Here is a 21446-nt window from a genome sequence, read left to right on the forward strand (position 1 = left end):
TACGAACGTGGCGAGAGGCAACACCAACAGGGGGAAGCATGGCAAACGCCATGCATGCAACACATGCACATCATCATGTGTGCGGCGGCATGTGTCTGAATTGTCGGTGTTGCATATGTGGTCATGGCAATAAAAAAACGCACGTTCCATCTGGAACGTGCGCCCTCGCACCTTGGGTTGCTTGATGGCCGCATTGTAAACGTCTCAGTGAGGGTGTCAAATCATGCCGCCAGGGCATGCACAACCTTTTGCAACCACTCAATCACAATCTGCCCGCGCTCATCCAGGTGGTGTTGTGCCGCCTGCTGATACATTCGCAAGAAATGGTACAACGCATCTCGCGGAATGTTGTGGTACACCAGCAACGTCTCTACCCATTCCAACTCGCTTCCCAGTATTTGCACATCTCCCAGGCGCAAAACGGCCTCAAGATCGCCGCCCAAGAAATACACAGCGCTTTGGAGCGCCGAGATGGGCAATGCGCGCATATGTTCGTCGGCTTGCAGCGCCCGGATCACATCAGCGGCAATGAAGGGCTGTTGCGCCCGAAAATGATGCCATGCCTCGCGATAAGTGGGCGGCAACGCCGGCACGTTGGGCAATGCCGGCGTATGGCGCACCCAATCCAGCAGATGCGCCAAGGCGCTTTCCATACTTTCACCTAAAAAGAGCCCGCGAATAAAACGCCGCGCCAGCGGCTCCTGGGCAAAGATGCGCCCGCCATACGCCACAACCACATTGCGAGATGCCAGAAGTTCCGCCACATCAGCAAGGCGCGCCGCCGTCGTCAGATGTTGCGCCGTCAACACCACAAGACGAGGGCGAACACGCTCATATGTTTGCATCAAGCGGTCGGCGGGGACGTTCGCGCCCAAATAGACCGTCGCCACGCCATGGCGCCGCAACAGAAACGCCAGCATCAAGAGGGGAAGGCTGTGCAGTTCGTCGGGGGCGCACGCCAGCAACAGGCTTCCCGGCTCCCAAGGCGGCGGCATGGTTGCCATCATCGCCGAAAGCCGCCGACTGACCAACGCCGAGGCAAAATGTTCCTGTTGCACACTCACCTCGCCGCGATACCAGCGTTCGCCGATTTCATGCAATGCCGGGCGAATGAGTTGCAGCACGACCGTTTCCGGCGGATAGAGGGCAAACGCTTCCGTCAACACCGCCTCGGCGTTTTGTTCGTCAAAGTTGAGCACGGCATCGAGCCAGGCTTGCACCGACGCATCCAGTTGCGAATGCCCTGCAGGTCGTCGCACGGGCGGTTGGGCGTCGAACCGATGCACAGGCATCACATGCAGGGGGTCGTTTCCCTCACGTTCAATCTGCTGCCACAAAGAGACCGCTTCACTAATGCGCATCCCTTCTTCCAACCGCGCCCGCAACCACTCCACCACGGCAATATCATATTCCGAGTAGAGACGGTGCCCGCTCGGCTTGCGGTGCGGCTTGGGAAGCCCATAACGCCGCTCCCATACGCGCAACGTATCAGGCTTGACGCCTGTGCGTTGCACAACGGCTTTCAAATTGTAGGTCGGTGTCGTGTCGTACATAGAAAACCCCGCTTGAATGTTCAGGCTGATTGGGAAATTGTAAGAAAAGCCCCGCACTTGTCAATAGATTGTCCAAGATTCAGAGAAGCGTTTCCGCAATTTTGGTTATTACGACCATGAATTGACCAGAGAATTCTTGACAAAAAAAGGACACACGCTATAGTTGCCACATCAACCGCTCAAAGGAGCAATGCTTATGCGTCTTTCACGGCAACAATTCATCCCTTTTGTGCCGCTTCTGCTGGCGTCCACGGCACTCACCGCCATTATTTGGCTCACAGCGGGCGCTCTGCACACACGGTTTGACATCGTGGGCGTCAAATACAGTTCATTCTTTTACCCCTGGCAAACACGCAATCCCACCACCGCCGCGTATATCACCTCATGGGTGGGGTACGCCCTGCACAATATCGCCGTGTGGGGGCTGATTTTCATCGCCCAGCGACAACGCCCGACATACAGCAAGCGATTCCGCTGGTTCAACTGGGCTATGGTTATTGTCAATCTGGCCGGTTTTGCGCTTCATTGGGTGCAAACACAACTCTGGTACGACGGTCTCGCCATTTCAGTCCACGAGGCAACGTCCCAAGGCTCCGTCATTCTCATGCTCGTTTTCATTCTCATTCTGGAAACCCCGCGCCGTGGGCTCGTATGGGGCAAAAAAGTGCGCTTCCACAAAGCATTTTTAGACGTTATTCGGCGCTACCACGGCTACCTGTTCTCGTGGGCGCTCATTTACACATTCTGGTATCACCCCATGGAAAACACTTTTGGGCATCTTATCGGCTTTTTCTACATGTTCGTCTTGCTCTCACAATCGGTGCTTATTTTCCATCGCGCCCACCTCAACCGATACTGGACCTTCCTGCTTGAAGTGCTGGTGCTGTTCCATGGGACACTGGTCGCAATTGAACAAGGCAAGGGCTTGTGGCCTATGTTCCTCTTCGGGTTCACGGCACTCATTATCCTCACGCAAATGCACGGGTTGGGGCTCAGCACTCGCCTGCGCCGCCTCTTCGCGCTCGCGTTTGTTCTCATCACGGTTGGCTTCTACCTCGCCATTGGCGACCTCGCCCGCATGAATGAAGTGCTGCGCATCCCTGTCGTCGAGTACGGGCTGGTTTTCCTCTTCTACGTGCTGTTTTTGGGTCTCTATGGCGGCTGGAAAAGCCTGCAACGGCTGGCTTCATCCATCACGCCTTCAACCAACCGCGCCTGATGAGAAAGGAGCGTTTTATGTCAACTGTTGACCACTCCTGGGAGCAATCCCTGCTCCGCAAGGCCATGTTAGCCCTCGAAGAGCATTTGCCTGTTCGGCGTACCGCTGCGCTGCGGTACGATACAGGCAGAGCCTACACCGCGTGCGAAACCATTACACGCCTCAACAGTCGCACGTTTTATACGGCCACAGCGCTCATGCCCGCCGAAAAACGGCGCGCGATCCGTGCACTTTACGCGTTCTGCCGTGTCAGTGACGACATTGTGGATACACTCGAAGAGAATCGGCGCGAACACCTGGACGCCTGGCGCAACGCTTTGCGCGAGCCACCCACCCAAGAGCATCCCGTCCTCGTCGCATGGTACGATATTCGCCATCGCTACATGATTCCCCCGCTCTATGCGGAGCATTTGTTGGAAGCACTCGAACAAGACCTCAGTATCACGCGCTACGCCACGTTTGAAGACCTGGCGCACTACTGCTACGGCGTGGCGTCCACTGTGGGGTTGATGTCCATGCACATCATCGGCTATACAAGTACCGCCGCTATTCCCTATGCCATCAAACTGGGGGTAGCCCTGCAACTTACCAACATCCTGCGCGATATCGCTGAGGATTGGGCGCAAGGGCGACTCTATCTCCCGCAAGAAGAACTCGCGGCTTTCAATCTGAAAGAAGATGATATCGCCGCGGGACGTGTTGATGAGCGTTGGCGCGCCTTCATGCGCTACCAAATTGCACGCGCCCACCGCCTCTATGCGGAATCGTTGCCCGGGATTGCTTTCTTGCACCGCGACGGGCGGTTCGCCGTCGCCGCCGCCGCGGAACTCTATCGCGCCATTCTGGACGACATCGAAGCGCACGACTACGACGTATTTACACGCCGCGCCCATATTTCGGACACGCGCAAAATACGCATGTTGCCGGGTATTGCATGGCGCGCCTACACCAATCGCTATGCGAAAATGATACCAACCACCTGAGAGGAAGAGGATGATGTCAACGAAACCACGCACAATTGTTATTGGTACAGGCTTTGGGGGGCTGGCGGCTGCCGCACGCCTCGCCGCGCGCGGGCATGATGTGGTCATTTTCGAGAAGCTGGACAAACCCGGCGGACGCGCCTACGCTGTAGAGCAAGACGGCTTCATGTTCGACGGTGGCCCCACAGTCATTACGGCGCCTTTCCTGTTTGATGAGATTTTTGAACTGGCGGGGCGTCGCCGTGAAGACTACGTGACCTTTATTCCCGTTGAGCCCTACTATCGCATCTTCAACCACGAAGGGCGTTATTTCGACTACAACGGTGATATGGATTTCATACTCTCCCAGATTGAGCAATGGAATCCAGCCGATAAAGAGGGTTATCGTCGCTTCATCACCACCACCAAAGCCATTTTCCAAAAAGGCTTTGTGGAACTAGCGGATAAACCCTTCCTGCACATCAGCGACATGCTGCGCGTCGCCCCAGACCTCATCAAATTGCAATCGTACCGCTCTGTCTATGGTTACGTCTCACAATTCATCCAGGATGAATTTTTGCGCCGCTGTTTCACATTCCACCCACTCCTGATTGGCGGCAATCCGTTCACATCCTCATCTATCTATGCCATGATTCATTATCTGGAGCGCGAGTGGGGTATCTGGTATGCCAAAGGCGGCACGGTTGCGCTCGTGAATGCGCTGGTCAGGTTGATTGAAGAATTGGGCGGGCGCATCTACTACAACGCAGAAGTGGATGAAATCCTGGTGGAAAACCGCCGCGCTGTGGGCGTGCGGCTCAAAGACGGGCGCACCTTCCACGCCGACCATGTGGTTTCAAACGCAGATGTCCCCTTTACGTACATGAACCTTATCGCACCCGAACATCGCGGCCTGCGCAATTCAGATTTTCGCTACAAACATCTCACCAAATACAGCATGTCGCTGGTGGTGATTTACTTCGGCACCAACCGCCTCTATCGCGACACGCCGCTCAAACACCACAACATCATCCTGAGCGAACGCTACAAAGGCTTGTTGCGCGACATTTTTGCCGCCAAAACACTCCCCGAAGATTTTTCGCTCTACCTGCACATGCCCACACTCACCGACCCATCCATTGCGCCTGAGGGGCATGAGAGTTTCTACGTGCTTGCACCTGTGCCACATCTTGGCGCTGACATTGACTGGGCAACCACCGCACGCCCGTATCGCGACGCCATCATGCGCTTTTTGGAAGAAAACTATTTGCCCGACCTGAGCAAACACATCGTGACGGAGCGCATGATTGACCCGCGCCATTTTCAAAACGCGCTGAATACCTACCTGGGCACAGGCTTCTCAATCCAGCCCATTCTGACCCAATCAGCGTGGTTCCGTCCCCATAACCGTTCGGAAGATATTCCCAACCTCTATTTCGTCGGGGCGGGCACACACCCAGGCGCCGGCTTGCCCGGCGTGGTCTCTTCCGCCAAAATCGTTGATACGCTGATCGGCGAAACGGCGCACGCCCCCATGCCCACCCACACCCGCGCCGCTACACCAGCCTGATGATCATGCAGGAGACTATCATGCAACACCCACAAGAACGCTTGTTTCGGCGTTTCCTGGAACAATTGCAAAGCGCCTTACCAGATACAGCGCCAACGGATTTGACGAGCGAATCACTATCGCAAGCCTTTCGCTACACGTTCGATGTAAACAAGATGACTGTTATCAGTCACATCATCGAAGATACAGCCGCCGATCATCCTAGTGCTGACCTGCATGTCTCGTTTCAATACATGTCGCGCTTTTCCGACCAGGCGCCTCGCTACCACAACCTGGTTCGTGTTCTCAATCACCTTTGGCTCTATGCAGCACTTGACGCGCCAGCCCCCACACTGCCTCACACGACCATCATTGACACGGGGGGCTCATTTTTGGAAGCGTATTGGTTCGTGGTCGCTTATGGCCCCGGCCTTTCGATGACGCTCCTCGCCAAGGAAATTGGGCAAAGCCGCCGATATGAGGGGATCTACGCCTTTGACCATAACATCACGTACAAGGTGCTCAATCTTCTGCACATGCTTTACCCAGGTGTCGTTCCTGCGCCGTTGCCACCCGAACTTTTGTGAGAAAGCATGTCAATCATACGCAGGCAAATGTGGCATAACGTTCTGTTGAACATCAACCACTTCACACCCAAACAGGGCGAATCAACCACACAAGGGCATTCACCATGACCACATCCACGACTTCGCGCCCCATCCCCACCGTCGCCGACCTCAGTCCGCGCGACGGTTTGCGGGCGTTGGCGCACCTTCGCCACGGGCTAAGTGGTATTTTGCCCATTCTGGAACACGTACACGCCCAATTGGGCGATATCTTTCAATTGACATTGCCGCACTTTCGTCCGGTTGTTGTGGCATCGCCTGCACTCATCCGCGACATTCTGACCACACAACGCCATCAGTTTCTCTGGCGCCCAGAAGACGACCCAGTAATGCGCCTGCTGCGTCGCGGCATTCTGGTGACAGACGGCGCTGAACACGATTGCCTGCACGCCGTCATAGCGCCGAGCAGTCGCCGCAACCATTTCCTGCCGCGCGCTGACGCCATCATCGCCGCCACAGACCGCGCGCTTGACCGTTGGCCGTCGAAGGGGCGCATTCTCACATTGACAGAAATGCGCAAAATCGCGCTTCTGGTCTTCGAGGAGATCTATTTCAGCCACACCCTCTCGTGGGAAGAACTCAACACCCTCTGGACGCCCATCTTGCGGGCGTTGGCGTACATCGGGCCCGGTGTGTGGGTTGTGCGTGGGCGAGCGCCGAACCTGCCGCGCGCCATCCAACCACTTGAAGCGCATCTCTACGCCCTGATTGCTCGCCGCCGTGCCACCCCCTCTCCACCGGACGACCTGCTGACGCATCTCATCCAGCATCTCGATGATGACGACCTGGTGCGCGACCAGATGATGACAATGCTCATTGCCGGACACGATACCAGCACCGCCCATCTCGCATGGACGTTGTGGTTGCTGGCACGCCATCCTGACTGGTTGGCCAAGGTCGTTGAAGACGTGCGCACCGTCCTGGGCACAGAGCCACCCACGCCGGAAAAAGCAAACGCGCTTGTGCGCCTCGACCAAACGAGCAAAGAAAGCATTCGCCTCTATCCGCCCATTCACGTCGGCAATCGCTTCACCGCCGCCGATATCACTTTGGGAGCGTATCGCATTCCAGCAGGAACGCGCGTCATGGTAAGCATCTACCTCGTCCACCGACATCCCGCCATGTGGGAAGCGCCACACGTTTTCCAGCCAACACGCTGGCAATCTGACTTCCGCCCACAGCCTTTTACATACCTGCCCTTTGGCGGCGGCCCACGCAATTGCATTGGCGGGGCGTTCGCCATGCTTGAAACACGGCTCATCCTGGCGCGCATTCTGCAACGTTTCGACATTGAGCCAACACACCAGCATGTACGCCCACGCATGGGCGCTACACTCGAACCACATCCCGATTTCTATCTCACCATACGGAGACGCGTATGACGTACTTTGGTTTTCTGCTTCGGTTTCTGATTCTGCCCATTCTCATCCTGTCCGCACTGCACTGGCGGGACATGCGCAAAGGGGTATCGCTCCCTCAATCGCTCAACGCTTTCTCGCCCTGGCGAGCATTGCTTGCGCTGATTCTCATTGCCGTCACCTACACCACACCGTGGGACAACTATCTGGTCGCTACACGTGTCTGGTGGTACGATCCCGCACTGGTGACCGGTATCACCATTGGGTATGTGCCCATTGAAGAATACACCTTTTTCGTTCTGCAAACCGTCCTGACAGGCTTGTGGGTTCTCTGGCTTGCACGGCGCATACCACACCCCAGCGCATGGCGCACAGCGCCACTCTGGCGATTGCTCCCGCTTGGTGTGTTGGGGGCGTTGTGGATACTCAGCGCGGCTTGGCTCATCCTCAACGTGCGCGAAGCGACCTACATGGCGCTTATTCTCGTTTGGGCGCTCCCTCCCATCATGCTCCAAGTCTGGTTCGGGGGCGATATTTTGCGCACGCACATTCGGCTGGTTGCGCTCGGCATTCTCCTGCCGACGTTCTTTCTCTGCGCCGCCGACGCCCTCGCCATCGCCATTGGCATCTGGGAAATCAGCCCTGAACAAACCTTTGGCATTCACCTGTGGGGCGGCTTGCCACTGGAAGAAGCCACCTTCTTCTTGCTGACAAACGTTCTCATCACGTTCGGTCTGGTATTAGCCATTGCAGACGCCTCTCAGGTTCGCTTGCGTGCAATAGCCAGACGCGCCAGGCTTCTTCAACACAGTTGAATGTATCAAGAGACATGCACGTTATGCGCCTGCTAGCCATCTCGTTCGCCTTTCTGCTCGGCAGCCTTCCCTTCGCCGTCTGGCTTGGGCGGCTGGCGGGAATTGACCCGCGCACTGTGGGGGACGGCAACCCCGGCGCAACCAATGCATGGAAAGCCGGCGGTCGGCGGCTGGGTGTTCTTGTGCTGGCGTTGGATGTTGCCAAAGCGTGGCTGCCCGTCTGGTTGGCGCGCACATACGGCGGCTGGGGCGGTCTTTCCCTGGTGGCAATCGCCCTCGCGCCAACACTTGGGCACGCCTTTTCGCCCTTCTTGCGTGGGCACGGCGGCAAAGGGTTAGCGACAATTTTCGGCGTCTGGGCTGGGCTGACGCCTTACGCCCTTGGCGCGCTGGCGCTCGGCATGGGTGTCACCATCGCACTGCTCGGCTGGCGCTTGCGCGACGGGTGGGCTGTTCAAATGGGCTTGCTCACGCTAGCCGCGTTTGGACTTTGGCAACAATGGGAGACGGCGTTATGGGTGCTTCTCGGCATCCACGCCGCCTGGCTGGCATGGATGTATCGCCACGACATGCGCGCTGGATTGCGGAAAGAGCCACGCCATGCATGAATGGGGCGCCTTTCTCCTCTCGTGGTATGGGCAACAAGCGGGCATTCTCGCCTATTTGCTGCTCATTCTGGCAAACACCATTGCCAACGCGCTGACCCTGCGGCGGCTGGAAACAGCGTCTCCCCCGAAAAGCCTCCCATCGGTTGCGGTGCTTGTTCCGGCACGGAATGAAGCCGCCACAATCGAGCGATGTGTGCGCTCCCTACTGGCGCAAACATATCCAGACGCCCACATCTACGTGCTTGATGACAATTCCACAGACGCCACGCCTGAGATTTTGCAGAACCTGGCACACGGGACAGAACGCCTCACCGTGCTGCGCGGCCAGACTTTGCCTCCCGGCTGGCTGGGAAAACCATGGGCGTGCTGGCAACTCGCACACGCCACCACTGCGGACGTACTGGTTTTCATTGACGCCGATACATGGCACGCGCCCACCATGCTCAGCCATCTGGTCGCCGCTCTCATCGAAAGCCAGGCACACCTGCTCTCGGTCTTTCCGCGACAGGAAACGCGCACACTGGCCGAAAAATTGAGCGTGCCTCTGATTCCCTGGAGTCTGCTCACGCATTTTCCGCTGGCGGTGGCACAGCGGTTTCATTTCCCCATTGGTGCGGCGGCAATTGGGCAAGTGCTCACCATGCCGCGCGCCGCCTATGAACGTGTAGGCGGGCATGCGGTGGTGCGCCAAGAAGTCGCCGAAGATATGGCACTGGCGCGCCATGTCGCCCGCCTGGGCTTGCGCTGGGCATTGTGGGACGGTACAGCCGTCGCTTCATGCCGCATGTATCGCTCAGCCCGCGACGTGTGGGAAGGCTTTGGCAAAAACCTGTTCGCCGCATTTGGTCGGCGGCTCAGCGTGTATCTCTTCATCTGGTTGTGGCTCACGCTGGTTTTCATTGGTCCTTGGGGCATGCTCGCCGCGGCATGGATATTTCACGCACCCCTCTCAACCACAATAGCGCTCACCAGCATTCTCATCGCGGCTTTGCTCTGGCTGATAACGGCGCGTCGGCTCCGATTGCACCCCTGCGTCGTCTGGCTCTTCCCCTTGATTCACATCACATCAACCCTAATTGCGTTCCACTCTCTCGGGCAAGCCATGACACGCCGCGCCACGTGGAAAAATCGCCCGGTCTATCCCCAACCATCCCCCGCAGAAGAAACAAGCCATGACGCTTGAAACACACCTCGGATGAGACGCCGCATGCCCTTCGTCGAACAGCCCCCCATCGGGTTTCCTGAACGCTGTATGCTTGCATAAAATTGACAAACAACACAAGACGAAGACTATTTTTTCCAAAAACGACCGCCGAGGCATTTCATGACATCTCAGGAAACCGCTCACCCGCTTGTAGCCCTGTTCATTGACTATGAAAACATCGTTCGCAGTGTGAATGAGCATATTGGCGCCCCCATCAACTGGCGCATTATCTACGACGCTGCACAAACCTACGGACGCATCATCGTCCGCCGCGCCTATGCTGATTGGAGCAACTACACCCACGCCCAGCAAGATTTGCTGGCGTTGGGGTTTGACCTCGTGCATGTGGCGAGCTACCACGGCAAAAACGCCGCCGATATTCGCCTGGTGATTGACGCCGTTGACCTGGCGGCGCGTGGTGAAACCCCCTTCACCCACGCCATCATCGCATCGGGAGATAGCGACTTTACCGACCTGGCGCACTATCTGCGTCTGCGCGGCAAAACGGTTGTGGGGATTGGTGTACGTGCCACCAGTGCTTTGTTGCTCATCAGCGCGTGCGACACCTTCCACTACTACGATGATTTGCTGGAAAAGAAACCCACCGCCAACGGGACAGAAACCCTAAGCGAAAAGAAAAACGGCGTCGAAACGTATCTCAACGCCATCGCGCACAAAGTGCGCATGTCAGCGCACCCAGACCGCCCCAAGGCAATTCTGCTCTTCTACAAATTCGCTCAACAACACCCCAACACCTCGCTGCTGGAACTGAGTCAGGCGTTCAAAACCTTTGCCAAAGAGCAACAATCGCCAATCTCACCGACCATTGCCAATGAAATCGTCCATCAATTGTTCCACACGTTTTGTTTTGAATTCGCGCCCCCCGAAAAAGAAGACCAACCCCTCTGGTCGCGGCGCGTCTCGTTCGCGCCGGGCATCAACAATGCGTCCGACCTGCTTCGCAAATGCGACCGAGGCCTGCTCGATTTGTTGATGAAAAGCATGCCAAACACGCCAATAGACCCACACCTCGCGGCGCAAATGCTTTACGGCTCGGCCGACAACCAGCGCATTGTGAACTATATCAAAACGATATTGGATGAACTCACTGCTTCCTGAGGCACATTGCTTCTCACTTGGCAAAGAAAAACGTATCTTTCCCGCGCGCCGGGGTTTTCTTTGATAAAGAACAACCTGCGCAATGTGTGCTGAAGGAGGTGCCGCATGCGTTCTCTTTCACCCGAAGAAAGCGCCCGACGCATCATTCGGGAATTGTTGGCTGTTCAACCCGGCGAACGTGTGATGATTATCTGCGATCGCGACAGCGAAATGGAGATGGCGCATGCGCTCGCGAACGAGGTTGACGCCCTTGGCGGCGAATATGTCATCTCCATCATGCCCAGCCGCTCATACAAACAAGCCAACGAACTCCCCGCCGCCATCGCCAAAAGCCTTGAAGAAGTTGATTGCATGATTGGCCTGACACGCGCAAGCGGTGCGCCCACCTACGCCCAAGCCGTCAAAGTGCTTTACAACGCGCGGCGCTTACGCGCCATCTCGATGGTTATGCGCACCATGCAACATTTTACACGTGGGGGTGCCCTTGCGGATTACCGACAACTGCACGCCGAAGGTGTGCGGCTCGCGGCTATCTGGCAACAGGCGCGCACCATCCGCGTCACAACCCCCCTTGGCACAGATATCCGCGCCAACATCGGCAACGCGGCGCCCATCATTGAATGTGGATTTGCTACCCAGCCCGGGCAAGAAGCCGCGTTCCCCGACGGAGAAGTCTCGCAAGGTCCCAATGAAGGCACAGCAGAAGGCGTCATCGTGGTAGATGGTCCCATTTGCCATGTCGGCATTCCCGATGAACCTGTGCGATTGACCGTAAAACAAGGGCGTGTAGTGACAATAGAAGGCGGCAAAGCCGCCGCTGAGTTGCGCCGTATTGTGGAAGAGGTTGAGAACGCCGATAACATTGCCGAATTTGGGATTGGACTCAACCCGAACAGTTTACACAACGGCGATTTTGAAGAAGAAAAGAAGGCGCGCGGGAACGTGCATATTGCTTTGGGCGATAACATCTTCTACGGGGGGCAAACCCAAAGCGCTGTTCACATGGACATGGTCCTGTATCGCCCCACAGTCTGGCTGGATGAGACAATCGTCGTCCAGGATGGCGTGCTGACTTTTCTCTAAGGGAACGCGGGGGCTTTTGGCTCCCGCCTCCCTACCAGTTGGGTTTGATCGCGCGCGTCGCGATAAACGTTGCCGTAAATGCTGATAACAAATCTTCAGCCGGGTCGTACCGGTCTTCAAAAAAGCCTGCCAACAGAAACCCCGCCTCCAATTGCCCGCCAATCTGGTCGTCCAACGTATGGCTCCACTCCAGCGGTCCACCTTCCGACTCAGGAGGCATGTACTGACGCGGCAAAGCATAACGCACCACAAGACGCCCCTCGGCTTCGTCCGCTTCGTCAAACAAATAGCAAATGGGGTTTGTAAATCCAGCCAGCAACGCCCCGCCAGGGCGCAGGACGCGGTACGCCTCACGCCATACGGGGCGAACATCGGGAACGAATGTGTTGGAAACGGGGTGTACAATCAGGTCAAATGTGTTATCAGCGAACATGTGCACATTCGCCATATCCCCCAACACGGTGCGAATGGTCAATCCCTCGCGTGCCGCCACCTCTTCATCACGCGCCAGTTGCGCCGGTGAGTTATCCAGCACGGTCACCTGCGCGCCAGCCGCAGCCAACAGCGGGGCTTGTTGCCCACCCCCAGAGGCGAGGCAAAGCACATGCACACCTTCCCACTCTGGCGGAAACCAACTGCGCGGCACAAAACGCGAAGGGGTGAGTAAAATGCGCACATCCCCCCGGCGAGCCCGCGCCACCTCTTCCGCCGAGACGGGTATCGTCCACGGGTTGCCCTGCGCCACTTCGCGATTCCAGGCCTCACGGTTATAGTGTAAGATATCACGTGGGGTCCCCATCTTTCTCTCCTTCGCCTTATTTGGTAAATCCCAACCCTACTCCATGCTGACGAAAACACCAAATGGAGAATTCTTATGCACCTTGAAACAGCGCGCCTCATTCTGCGCGATTTTCAACCCGACGATTGGGAACTCGTGCTCGCATATCGGCGCGACGCGCGCTATCAACGTTTCTACCCGGAAACCGAGCACACCCCCACCAGCGCGCAAGAGTTCGTTCGGCGGTGCATGAACGCGGCCGCCCAACACCCACGCACAACGTATCAACTCGCCATCGAAACACGCCATCCACAGGGGCTTATTGGCACAATCGGCTTGCGTATTGCGCCCAACGCTCCCTGGCGCGCCGAAGTCGGGTGCGAACTCAACCCGCTTGTCTGGGGAAAAGGGTACGCCACAGAAGCCTTACGGGCACTCTGCACGTTTGCATTCACACGAACCACGCTGGAACGCCTTGAAGCCTCAACGTTGGCGGAAAATCAGGCCGCGGTTCATGTGTTGCAGCAGTGCGGCTTTCTCTGTGAAGGTCGCCACCGCCATACGAATTTCTTTCGCGAGCGTTTTTGGGACCGCTTGACGTTCTCACGTCTCAGAAGTGACCTGGCTGGGGAATAAAAACAGCGCACCACTTGGGTGCGCTGGCGGTGGTATGCACATCTCGCTTATGGCGTTTCAGGTGCTTCGCGCAACAACGCCTGATACGCAAGTTTCGCCAATCCTCCCGCCACGTGTGTGCGATGAGAGTCTTCTTCCCCTTCACCTTGCAAACGCTCCAACACCGCATCCGTTGAGGCTTGGAGCATCAACCGCACAGCCTGCGTGCTCAGCCCCAAAAACGCCGCAATCTCATCAACGCTCTTATGCGCTTCTTCGCGCAACACCACAGCATACGCCGCTTCCATCAAACTCGGCAACCAGGTTAAACGTCGGTGCTCAATCAATCCGCGCGGGCCACCTACCAACTCAATCGCTTTGGTAAAGACCGCCCACGCGCGCGCATCAACATCACGTTCCGGTTGATTCGGTTGCACGACCACCATAGCGTCCCTCCTCGTTCAAGATATCGCTCATTCACCCCACAATCTCCTGCAACGGTGGGCCAATGCGCACCAACCCCTCCTCAGTAATCTCCAATACATGCGTGCGCGAATCGTGCCCGGCCAGCCGACACCCATCAATGCGGAACAAGCGCACCGTTTCGCCAATGGGCACGCCAAACTGGCGCGCCTGCGACGCCGTCAACACGGTCTGCTTTGCGAGAACAAGCGAGCCATCCAAAATATGCCCCACCGCGTAGCCCCCCGCGGCTTCGGCTGTCAGCGCATCATGCCCACTGCGTTTTTGCGAAACAAGCAACCCCGTTTGCCGCCATTTCTTCAAAAAGTTGAACACCGAGCGCACAATGTCGCGCGCCATCATTTCGCGGGACTCATACAAACCGGTAATGGAGTCAATCACCACGGCTTCGGCGTGATAGGTGCGAATAGCATGCGCCAATGTGCTGAGCAACGTGGGCACATCTGTACGCAACACGGAGTACGTTGCTCCATCAACCAGCACGATATGCGATTCAACATCCCCAAAGGAGACCCCCATGGCCTGCGCACGTTGTTTCAAGCCCACCGCCACAAACGGCGCCGGGCTTTCCAGTGTGACAAACACCACCGACGTACCGCGCCGCGCCTGCTCAACAGCAAATTGTTCAACAAGCAAACTCTTGCCCGTATCAGAAACCCCCGTCACCTGCATCACGCTATACCGCGGAATCCCGCCCAACGAGCGCTTGACCGGCTTCCCGTCCTGCCACTCGGTGATGAAAAAGAGCGCATCCAGCCCTTCAACCCCCGTCGGGACCCCTTCCAGGCGCGGCGCGTGCTGCGCCACCTCCTTCAAAAGCCCCACACCTTCCAAAAACGGCGCTACTTCCTGATACGTGCTCATACCGCCGCCTCCTCTCGCGTATTTCCTGCACGAACATACCCGCCCCTCGTTAGAATCGCATTAGTTTCCCCAGCGCGGCATTTGCCAATTTCGCGCCCCTCGCGCATCATCAACCCGCACCGAAGCAATCTCTCGATGAGGAGGAAGACGCATGCGAGACATCTACATCGTCAGCGCCGTACGAACCCCCATTGGGCGTTTCGGCGGTCTGCTGAAAGACTTTTCCCCCAGCGACCTCGCCGCGCATGCCATGCAAGCCGCGCTGCAACGCGCGCACGTCGCCCCTGAACATCTCGATATCTACATCTTCGGGAATGTCCTGCGTGCCGGGCATGGGCAATTGATTCCCCGTCAAGCCGCGCTCAAAGCGGGCATTCCCAAAGAAGTGGACGGCTACGCTGTGGATATGGTCTGCTCGTCGGGCATGATGGCGCTGTACAACGCCGCCATGCTCATCCGCGCTGGTGAAGCCGACCTTGCTCTAGCCGGCGGCGTGGAATCCATGTCGCAAGCCGGCTTCTTTCTCTCCCACCGTGCCCGTTGGGGATACAAATTCTTGTTAGGTGCTCCCGAAAACCTGGTGGACATCTTGCTTTACGATGGGCTCACCGACCCGACCACGGGGGAAGCAATGGGCGAACAAACTGAACGCCTGGCGGCGGAACATGGCATCACCCGTGAAGAATTGGATGAAATCGCCGCCCTCTCACAACAACGTGCCCACGCCGCTACTGAAAACGGCATTTTCGCCCACGAAATCGCCCCCATCGAAATCAGCACACGCAAAGGCACAACCCTTGTTGATCGGGATGAAGGCATCCGTCCCGAAACCACTACCGAAACGCTGGCGAAACTGCGCCCAGCCTTCCGCAAAGATGGCGTGCTCACCGCCGGCAATTCCAGCCAGATTTCGGACGGGGCGGCGGCATTGGTGCTTGCCAGTGCAGAAGCCGTCGAACGCTATGGGCTCACCCCCATTGCGCGGGTTCTCGGCGGCGCATGGGCGGCTGGTGAAACATGGCGCTTCCCCGAAGCCCCCATCCCCGCTGTGCGCAACCTGCTCAACCGCTTGAACATGCAGATTGACGATTTCGACCTATTTGAAAACAACGAAGCCTTTGCCATCAACAACATCCTCTTCCACCGCATGTTGGGCGTACCGTACGAGCGCCTGAATGTCCTCGGCGGCGCCGTCGCGATTGGTCACCCCATCGGTGCATCCGGCGCCCGCATTGTCGTGACATTGCTGAACGCACTCCGCCATCACGAAAAAACACTTGGGCTCGCCGCCATCTGCCACGGAACAGGCGGCGGCACGGCGCTGGCCGTCGAACGCCTCGCCTAAGCAGAAAAAAACGGGCGCTCACATGAGCGCCCGTTTTCGTCTCCCTTGCGGCTGTGTGGCTCAACGATTTACAAGCACACAGCCCACCTCAGGCGACTTCCTCGCCTTCTTCTTCCAACTCATGCGTGGCGGTACGCAGGCTGAAAATGCCAATCAAAATCAAGACCAACAACACGGAAACCGCCAGCGAAATTCCCCGCACGAGCAAATTCTCGTTGCTTCCTTCGAGCAAGACATCCGTAATCAGCGCGGGGTAGAAGCCAAGCACCAGTACGCCAGTCGTGGTCAACGCCAACGCGACCGAAAGCATCCAATCAGGCGACCACGAGACGGCAAGGTTTTCTTCGGCTTCCTGCATGAACATCTTGATAATCACACGCGCGTAGTAGAATACCGACACCACGCTATTGAGCACTGCCACAACCACAAGCCACTGCAAGTTGCCGGCGATACCAGCGTTGAAAATCATGAATTTGGTGAAAAAGCCCGCCGTCGGGGGGAACCCCGCCAGGCTGAGCAAAAAGAGGCTGAGGAGCACCGCCGCCACCGGATAGGTCTTGCTCAACCCCCTGAAATCGTCCAATTCAAGGACTTCGTCGTCTTCACCCTTGCGCAAGCCGAGAATGACGGCAAACGCCCCCAGGTTCATCAAGGCATATGCCAAGAGGTAGAGCAGCACAAAAATATCCGAGCCAGCCAACACGCCAATCAGCATGTAGCCGGCGTGCGCAATACTGGAATACGCGAGCATGCGCTTGATATTGCTTTGCACAAGCGCGGCCACGTTCCCCCATGTCATCGTCACAGCGGCGAGAATGGCCAGAATAGGCACCCACAAGTCGGCGGCAGGCACCAACGCCGTATACAACACACGCATCAGCGCCACCATGCCACCGGCTTTTGTTGCCGCCACCATGAACGCCGTAATGGGCGTCGGTGCACCTTGATACACATCAGGCGTCCACTGGTGGAAAGGCGCAAGCGAAATTTTGAAGCCAAACCCCACCAGCATCAGCGCAAGCCCAATCAGGAACAGCGTATTGGTGAGCGTTTCGCCAACGCCCAGCACGGTGAAGGTCGTGCTGATGACGCCCAGATTGGTGGAGCCAACCGCGCCATAGATGAGCGCAATCCCGTACAACAAGAACCCACTCGCAAACGCCCCCAGCAAGAAATACTTGAGCGCGGCTTCTTCTGAATCCACACGGGGGCGCGCAAAGCCCGCCAGAATGTAGAGCGGGAAACTGAGCAATTCAATACCCAGGAAAATAACAATCAAGTCGCGGGCGCTTGCCAACAGCATCATCCCCGCAACCGAGAAAAGCATCAACGCATACAATTCACCGCGGTTCAGATTGTCATGGTCGGCCAGGTAGCGCGGCAACAACAAAATCGCTACAAACGCCACGCCAACCAGCAACACATGAAAACCGCTGGACATGCGATCCCAAATAATCATATCGTTGAACGCCAGAGAAGGCTGCTGCACATTTGAGACCAGCAGGAACTGCCGTACGGCCATGATGAACGCCCCGGCCAGCCCCGCCAGCGAAAAATATGCCAGCCATTCGCGCTCGTCATCTTCCAGCCACAAATCGCTCAACATGACAATGAGCGCCGTAGCGCAGACCAGCAAAAATGGTCCCAAGGCTTCCCAGCCAAGTGCGAAGAAGTCGTTCATAGTTCCTTCACCGTGTATCCTTCAAATTTGCCCTGTCGAGACGTCGTCGGTCGCATGGCTTACCGCATCGTCAAAACGGTGCCGCCCACTTCCTGCAACAGACGTGCGACACTGGGCTGCATGGGTTCGACAAAAATGTGCGGCGCAACACCAATGAGAATGATAAGCGCCACCAGCGGCACAAGCGCCAGGATTTCGCGTTTGTTCAAGTCAGCCAACGTTTCGTTTTCCGGCTTGGTGATGGGGCCAAAGAAGACGTTGCCGTACAGCCAGAGCATGTACACCGCCCCCAACACCACACCAAAGGTGGCAAACACCGCCCACCACTGGTTCGCGCGGAAAGCCCCAATGAGAATCATGAACTCACCGGCAAACCCATTCAACCCAGGCAAGCCCAGGCTTGAGAGCGCCACAATCAAAAAGAAGATGGCGTACACCGGCACGACTTTCCACAAACCGCCGTATTCCGACATTTCGCGTGTATGGCGGCGGTCGTAAATCATGCCGATGAGCAAGAAGAGCGCCCCCGTGCTCAAACCGTGGTTGACCATTTGCAAAATGCTACCGCTCACGCCTTGCGGGTTCATCGCGGCCAAACCCAGGACAACAAAACCCATGTGGCTCACCGAAGAATAGGCAATCAGGCTCTTGATATCACGTTGGGCGAACGCCACCGCCGCCCCATAGAGAATGCCCACAATCGCAAGCCCCGCCAGAATGGGCGCGAACTGTTGTGAGGCTTGCGGGAACAAAGGCATCGCAAACCGCACGAAGCCATAGGTCCCCATTTTCAGCAAGACGCCCGCCAGAATGACCGAACCAGCGGTCGGCGCTTCAACGTGGGCGTTGGGCAACCAGGTGTGGAAGGGGAAGAGCGGCACTTTGATGGCAAACGCCAGCACAAACGCCAGGAACATGAGCGTTTCCATGCGGTCGCTGACAATGCCGGCATCCCACAACCCTGATTGTACCGCCTGCTTCCAGACGGTCAGGTCAAAGGTGAGTTGCTGGGTGAAAGGCACCAAAATCCAGGCAAACGCGATGATGGCGGCCAGCATCAACGCCGACCCCGCCATAGTGTAGAGCACGAATTTCACAGTCGCGTAAATGCGGTTCTTCGACCCCCAAATCCCAATCAGGAAGTACATGGGGATGAGCACAACTTCCCAGAAGATGTAGAAAAGGAACATGTCGAGCGCTGTAAAAACGCCCATCATTCCCGTGGTGAGCAGCAACATGAGCGCATAGTACTCGCGCTCGCGTGTCTGTATGCTCCCCCACGAGAACAAAATCGCCACCACTGTCAGCAACGCCGTGAGTGGAATCAGCCAGAGGCTAATCCCGTCAACCCCCACACGGTACAGAAACGTGACGTTGCCGCCAAAGAGCGAAATCCACGAATGGGTTTCGACAAATTGAAAGTCGGCCGACGTGGGGTCGAAACGTGCCACGAGCCATAGCGTCAGAACAAGTTCGACCAACGCAGTGCCCAACGCCAACCCACGCACCCAATCCATGCGGTTGCGTGGCACCAGCAAGGCAATGAGCAATGCGCCAAGCAACGGAACGAAGATGATGGCCGAAAGCAATCCAAACTGGTTCATCGTTCTCTATCGTCTCCTCTATTCGACGGATTCTTCAGCACGTTAGAAACCACCACTCAAGAAGTAGGCCACCAGAATCAGCACGCCCAGCGCCATCGTCAACGCATAGGCGCGAGCGTACCCCATTTGCAACCGCCGCAAGATTTCGCTTGCCAAGCGCAACACGGTTGCAACCCCGTTCACAGCACCGTCAATGACCAGTTTGTCAACCACAAACGCCAGGAACGACGCCAGCGCAAAGAAGGGGCGCACGAACAACGCGCCATAGAGTTCATCCACGTAGAATTTGTTGTACGAGAGGCGATACAGGGGCGCGAAGCGTGCCGCCAATGCCTCGGGGTCGGCGGCGCGGCGCACATAGATGGCATACGCCAAGCCCGCCCCCGCCAGAGCAATCACCGACGAAATGGCAATCAACAGCATGGGATTACCGCCCTCGTGGTGCTCAAGCACATCGTGGAAGACCGGTTCCAACCAGTGATGAATCGCGCCGTTTTCAAGCGGTAAGCCGAACACAAGCCCAGCACCCAGCGCAAAGACCGCCAGAATCATCAGCGGTACGGTCATCACGGCGGGCGATTCGTGTGCGTGTTCGGCTGCTTTGCTGCGCGGCTCTCCCGTAAAGACCATGAAGAACTGGCGAAACGAGTAGAACGCGGTCAGGAAGGCGGTAATAGCGCCAATCAGGTAGAGCACCGTATGCCCGCCGAAGAAAGTCTGCGCCAAAATTTCATCCTTCGAGAAGAACCCCGATGTCAGCGGCAAGCCGGCCAGCGCCGCCGCACCAATGAGGAAGGTCCACCCCGTTTGGGGCATGCGTTTCAGCAAGCCGCCCATGTGGCGCATATCCTGCGGGTCAATGTGCTCACCCGTTTCATGCGCGGCATGTTCCATCGAGTGAATCACACTCCCCGAACCGAGGAAGAGCAACGCTTTGAAGAAGGCATGGGTGAACAGGTGGAAAATCGCAGCCACATAGGCCCCCACGCCTACGGCAAGGAACATGTAGCCCAACTGTGAGACCGTCGAATACGCCAGCACCTTTTTGATATCCAGTTGCGTGATGGCAATACTGGCGGCAAAAATCGCCGTCAGTGCGCCAATCGTTGCCACAATCAACGGTGTTGTAGGCGCGGCAGCGTAGAGCGCATGTGAGCGGGCAATCATGTAGACGCCCGCCGTCACCATGGTTGCCGCGTGGATGAGCGCCGAAACAGGCGTGGGACCAGCCATCGCGTCAGGCAACCAGACATAGAGCGGAAGTTGCGCGCTCTTCCCGGTGGCTCCCACAAAGAGCAACAAGGTGATCAGCGTCAAGGTTGCCGGCGCCGCCGTACCTGCGGCTTCAAACACATCGGTATACACCAGCGAGCCGAACGTCGTCCAAATCAGGAAAACGCCAAGTGCAAAGCCAAAGTCGCCAATGCGGTTGACAATGAAGGCTTTGCGCCCGGCGGCGGCGTTCTTGGGGTCGGTGTACCAAAAACTAATCAGCAAGTAGGAACACAACCCGACCAGTTCCCAACCGGTGAAAAGCAACACATAGTTGGCGCCCAACACCAGCAGCAACATGGAAAAGACAAACAAGTTCAAATAAACGAAGTAGCGCCGAATGCCATCATCGTGCGCCATGTACCCATTTGAATAGACATGGATGAGGAAGCCCACCCCTGTCACGACCAACACCATCAAAAGCGAAAGTTGGTCAACAAGCAGTTGAATGGGTACATAGAGCGTATCCACAAGCACCCATGTGTAGAGCGGCTCGGTCAAAAAGGCATGCTCCTCTTCCAGCACACCCCGAACTTGCATGAAGAGCACCACCGCAAGGACGAACGAAACGCCCACAGCCGCCGTCGCCAACCAACCCGCGGTGCGCTTGGGCAGCACCTTCGCCAACGCCAGGTTGGCGACAACGCCAGCCAGCGGTATGAGCAAAATCAACCACACAAGTGTTGCCATGGTTCCCTCAACCTGTTT

Annotated in this window: 19 protein-coding genes; 12 read left to right on the top strand and 7 right to left on the bottom strand. The window is 57.1% G+C overall.

Annotation, left to right across the window (positions count from 1 at the left end; genetic code table 11):
- Positions 1-221: 221 nt before the first annotated feature.
- The gene (locus tag SE16_RS04590; protein ID WP_054492114.1) at positions 222-1553 is read right to left on the bottom strand and encodes a MerR family transcriptional regulator; all 1332 of its coding nucleotides are present in this window, start codon (positions 1551-1553) and stop codon (positions 222-224) included.
- A gap of 196 nt (positions 1554-1749) precedes the next feature.
- On the opposite strand from SE16_RS04590, the gene SE16_RS04595 reads away from it, so the two are divergent.
- The 10 genes from SE16_RS04595 (at position 1750) to SE16_RS15305 (ending at position 12096) form a co-directional block, all read left to right on the top strand.
- Positions 1750-2772: a hypothetical protein gene (locus SE16_RS04595; RefSeq protein WP_054492115.1), complete on the top strand. Its 1023-nt coding sequence runs from the start codon at positions 1750-1752 to the stop codon at positions 2770-2772.
- A gap of 17 nt (positions 2773-2789) precedes the next feature.
- Positions 2790-3755: a phytoene/squalene synthase family protein gene (locus SE16_RS04600; RefSeq protein WP_054492116.1), complete on the top strand. Its 966-nt coding sequence runs from the start codon at positions 2790-2792 to the stop codon at positions 3753-3755.
- A gap of 13 nt (positions 3756-3768) precedes the next feature.
- Positions 3769-5304 (top strand): phytoene desaturase family protein, encoded by a 1536-nt coding sequence (crtI, locus tag SE16_RS04605; RefSeq protein ID WP_054492117.1) that lies wholly within the window; start codon positions 3769-3771, stop codon positions 5302-5304.
- Positions 5305-5324: 20 nt separating this feature from the next.
- Positions 5325-5870 carry a DICT sensory domain-containing protein gene (locus SE16_RS04610; RefSeq protein WP_054492118.1) on the top strand — a complete coding sequence of 182 codons (546 nt, stop codon included), beginning with the start codon at positions 5325-5327 and terminating at the stop codon, positions 5868-5870.
- 104 nt (positions 5871-5974) lie between these two features.
- Positions 5975-7291 carry a cytochrome P450 gene (locus SE16_RS04615; protein WP_054492119.1) on the top strand — a complete coding sequence of 439 codons (1317 nt, stop codon included), beginning with the start codon at positions 5975-5977 and terminating at the stop codon, positions 7289-7291.
- Positions 7288-8082 carry a lycopene cyclase domain-containing protein gene (locus SE16_RS04620; protein WP_054492120.1) on the top strand — a complete coding sequence of 265 codons (795 nt, stop codon included), beginning with the start codon at positions 7288-7290 and terminating at the stop codon, positions 8080-8082. Before SE16_RS04615 ends, SE16_RS04620 begins: the two co-directional genes overlap by 4 nt.
- Before the next feature lie 14 nt (positions 8083-8096).
- Positions 8097-8690, top strand: coding sequence for a glycerol-3-phosphate acyltransferase (locus SE16_RS04625; protein ID WP_082374011.1), 594 nt, complete (start codon positions 8097-8099; stop codon positions 8688-8690).
- Positions 8683-9873 carry a glycosyltransferase gene (locus SE16_RS04630; RefSeq protein ID WP_054492122.1) on the top strand — a complete coding sequence of 397 codons (1191 nt, stop codon included), beginning with the start codon at positions 8683-8685 and terminating at the stop codon, positions 9871-9873. The genes SE16_RS04625 and SE16_RS04630 overlap by 8 nt, the downstream gene beginning before the upstream one ends.
- Positions 9874-10014: 141 nt before the next feature.
- Positions 10015-11013: an NYN domain-containing protein gene (locus SE16_RS04635; RefSeq protein ID WP_054492123.1), complete on the top strand. Its 999-nt coding sequence runs from the start codon at positions 10015-10017 to the stop codon at positions 11011-11013.
- A 105-nt stretch (positions 11014-11118) separates the two neighbouring features.
- Positions 11119-12096, top strand: coding sequence for an aminopeptidase (locus SE16_RS15305; protein ID WP_054492124.1), 978 nt, complete (start codon positions 11119-11121; stop codon positions 12094-12096).
- Between the two features lie 31 nt (positions 12097-12127).
- On the opposite strand, the gene SE16_RS04645 is transcribed toward SE16_RS15305, so the two are convergent.
- Positions 12128-12895: a class I SAM-dependent methyltransferase gene (locus SE16_RS04645; protein ID WP_054492125.1), complete on the bottom strand. Its 768-nt coding sequence runs from the start codon at positions 12893-12895 to the stop codon at positions 12128-12130.
- Between the two features lie 75 nt (positions 12896-12970).
- On the opposite strand from SE16_RS04645, the gene SE16_RS04650 reads away from it, so the two are divergent.
- Positions 12971-13510 (top strand): GNAT family N-acetyltransferase, encoded by a 540-nt coding sequence (locus SE16_RS04650; protein ID WP_054492126.1) that lies wholly within the window; start codon positions 12971-12973, stop codon positions 13508-13510.
- 47 nt (positions 13511-13557) lie between these two features.
- Here SE16_RS04650 and SE16_RS04655 read toward each other — a convergent pair whose 3' ends face one another.
- Entirely contained in the window at positions 13558-13935 is a 378-nt protein-coding gene (locus SE16_RS04655; protein WP_054492127.1) for a hypothetical protein, read from the bottom strand.
- 31 nt (positions 13936-13966) lie between these two features.
- Positions 13967-14836: a KaiC domain-containing protein gene (locus tag SE16_RS04660; protein WP_054492128.1), complete on the bottom strand. Its 870-nt coding sequence runs from the start codon at positions 14834-14836 to the stop codon at positions 13967-13969.
- Positions 14837-14987: 151 nt separating this feature from the next.
- On the opposite strand from SE16_RS04660, the gene phaA reads away from it, so the two are divergent.
- Entirely contained in the window at positions 14988-16181 is a 1194-nt protein-coding gene (gene phaA / locus SE16_RS04665) for an acetyl-CoA acetyltransferase PhaA (protein ID WP_054492129.1), read from the top strand.
- A gap of 88 nt (positions 16182-16269) precedes the next feature.
- On the opposite strand, the gene SE16_RS04670 is transcribed toward phaA, so the two are convergent.
- From SE16_RS04670 to nuoL, 3 genes are read right to left on the bottom strand one after another with little or no spacing between them, the layout of a single operon-like run.
- Positions 16270-17862, bottom strand: a complete 1593-nt coding sequence (locus tag SE16_RS04670; RefSeq protein WP_054492130.1) for an NADH-quinone oxidoreductase subunit N — start codon at positions 17860-17862, stop codon at positions 16270-16272.
- 59 nt (positions 17863-17921) lie between these two features.
- The gene (locus tag SE16_RS04675; RefSeq protein WP_054492131.1) at positions 17922-19466 is read right to left on the bottom strand and encodes an NADH-quinone oxidoreductase subunit M; all 1545 of its coding nucleotides are present in this window, start codon (positions 19464-19466) and stop codon (positions 17922-17924) included.
- A gap of 42 nt (positions 19467-19508) precedes the next feature.
- Positions 19509-21428, bottom strand: a complete 1920-nt coding sequence (gene nuoL / locus SE16_RS04680; protein ID WP_054492132.1) for an NADH-quinone oxidoreductase subunit L — start codon at positions 21426-21428, stop codon at positions 19509-19511.
- Between the last annotated feature and the right edge of the window lie 18 nt (positions 21429-21446).

The organism is Ardenticatena maritima (assembly GCF_001306175.1).
GTDB lineage: Bacteria > Chloroflexota > Anaerolineae > Ardenticatenales > Ardenticatenaceae > Ardenticatena > Ardenticatena maritima.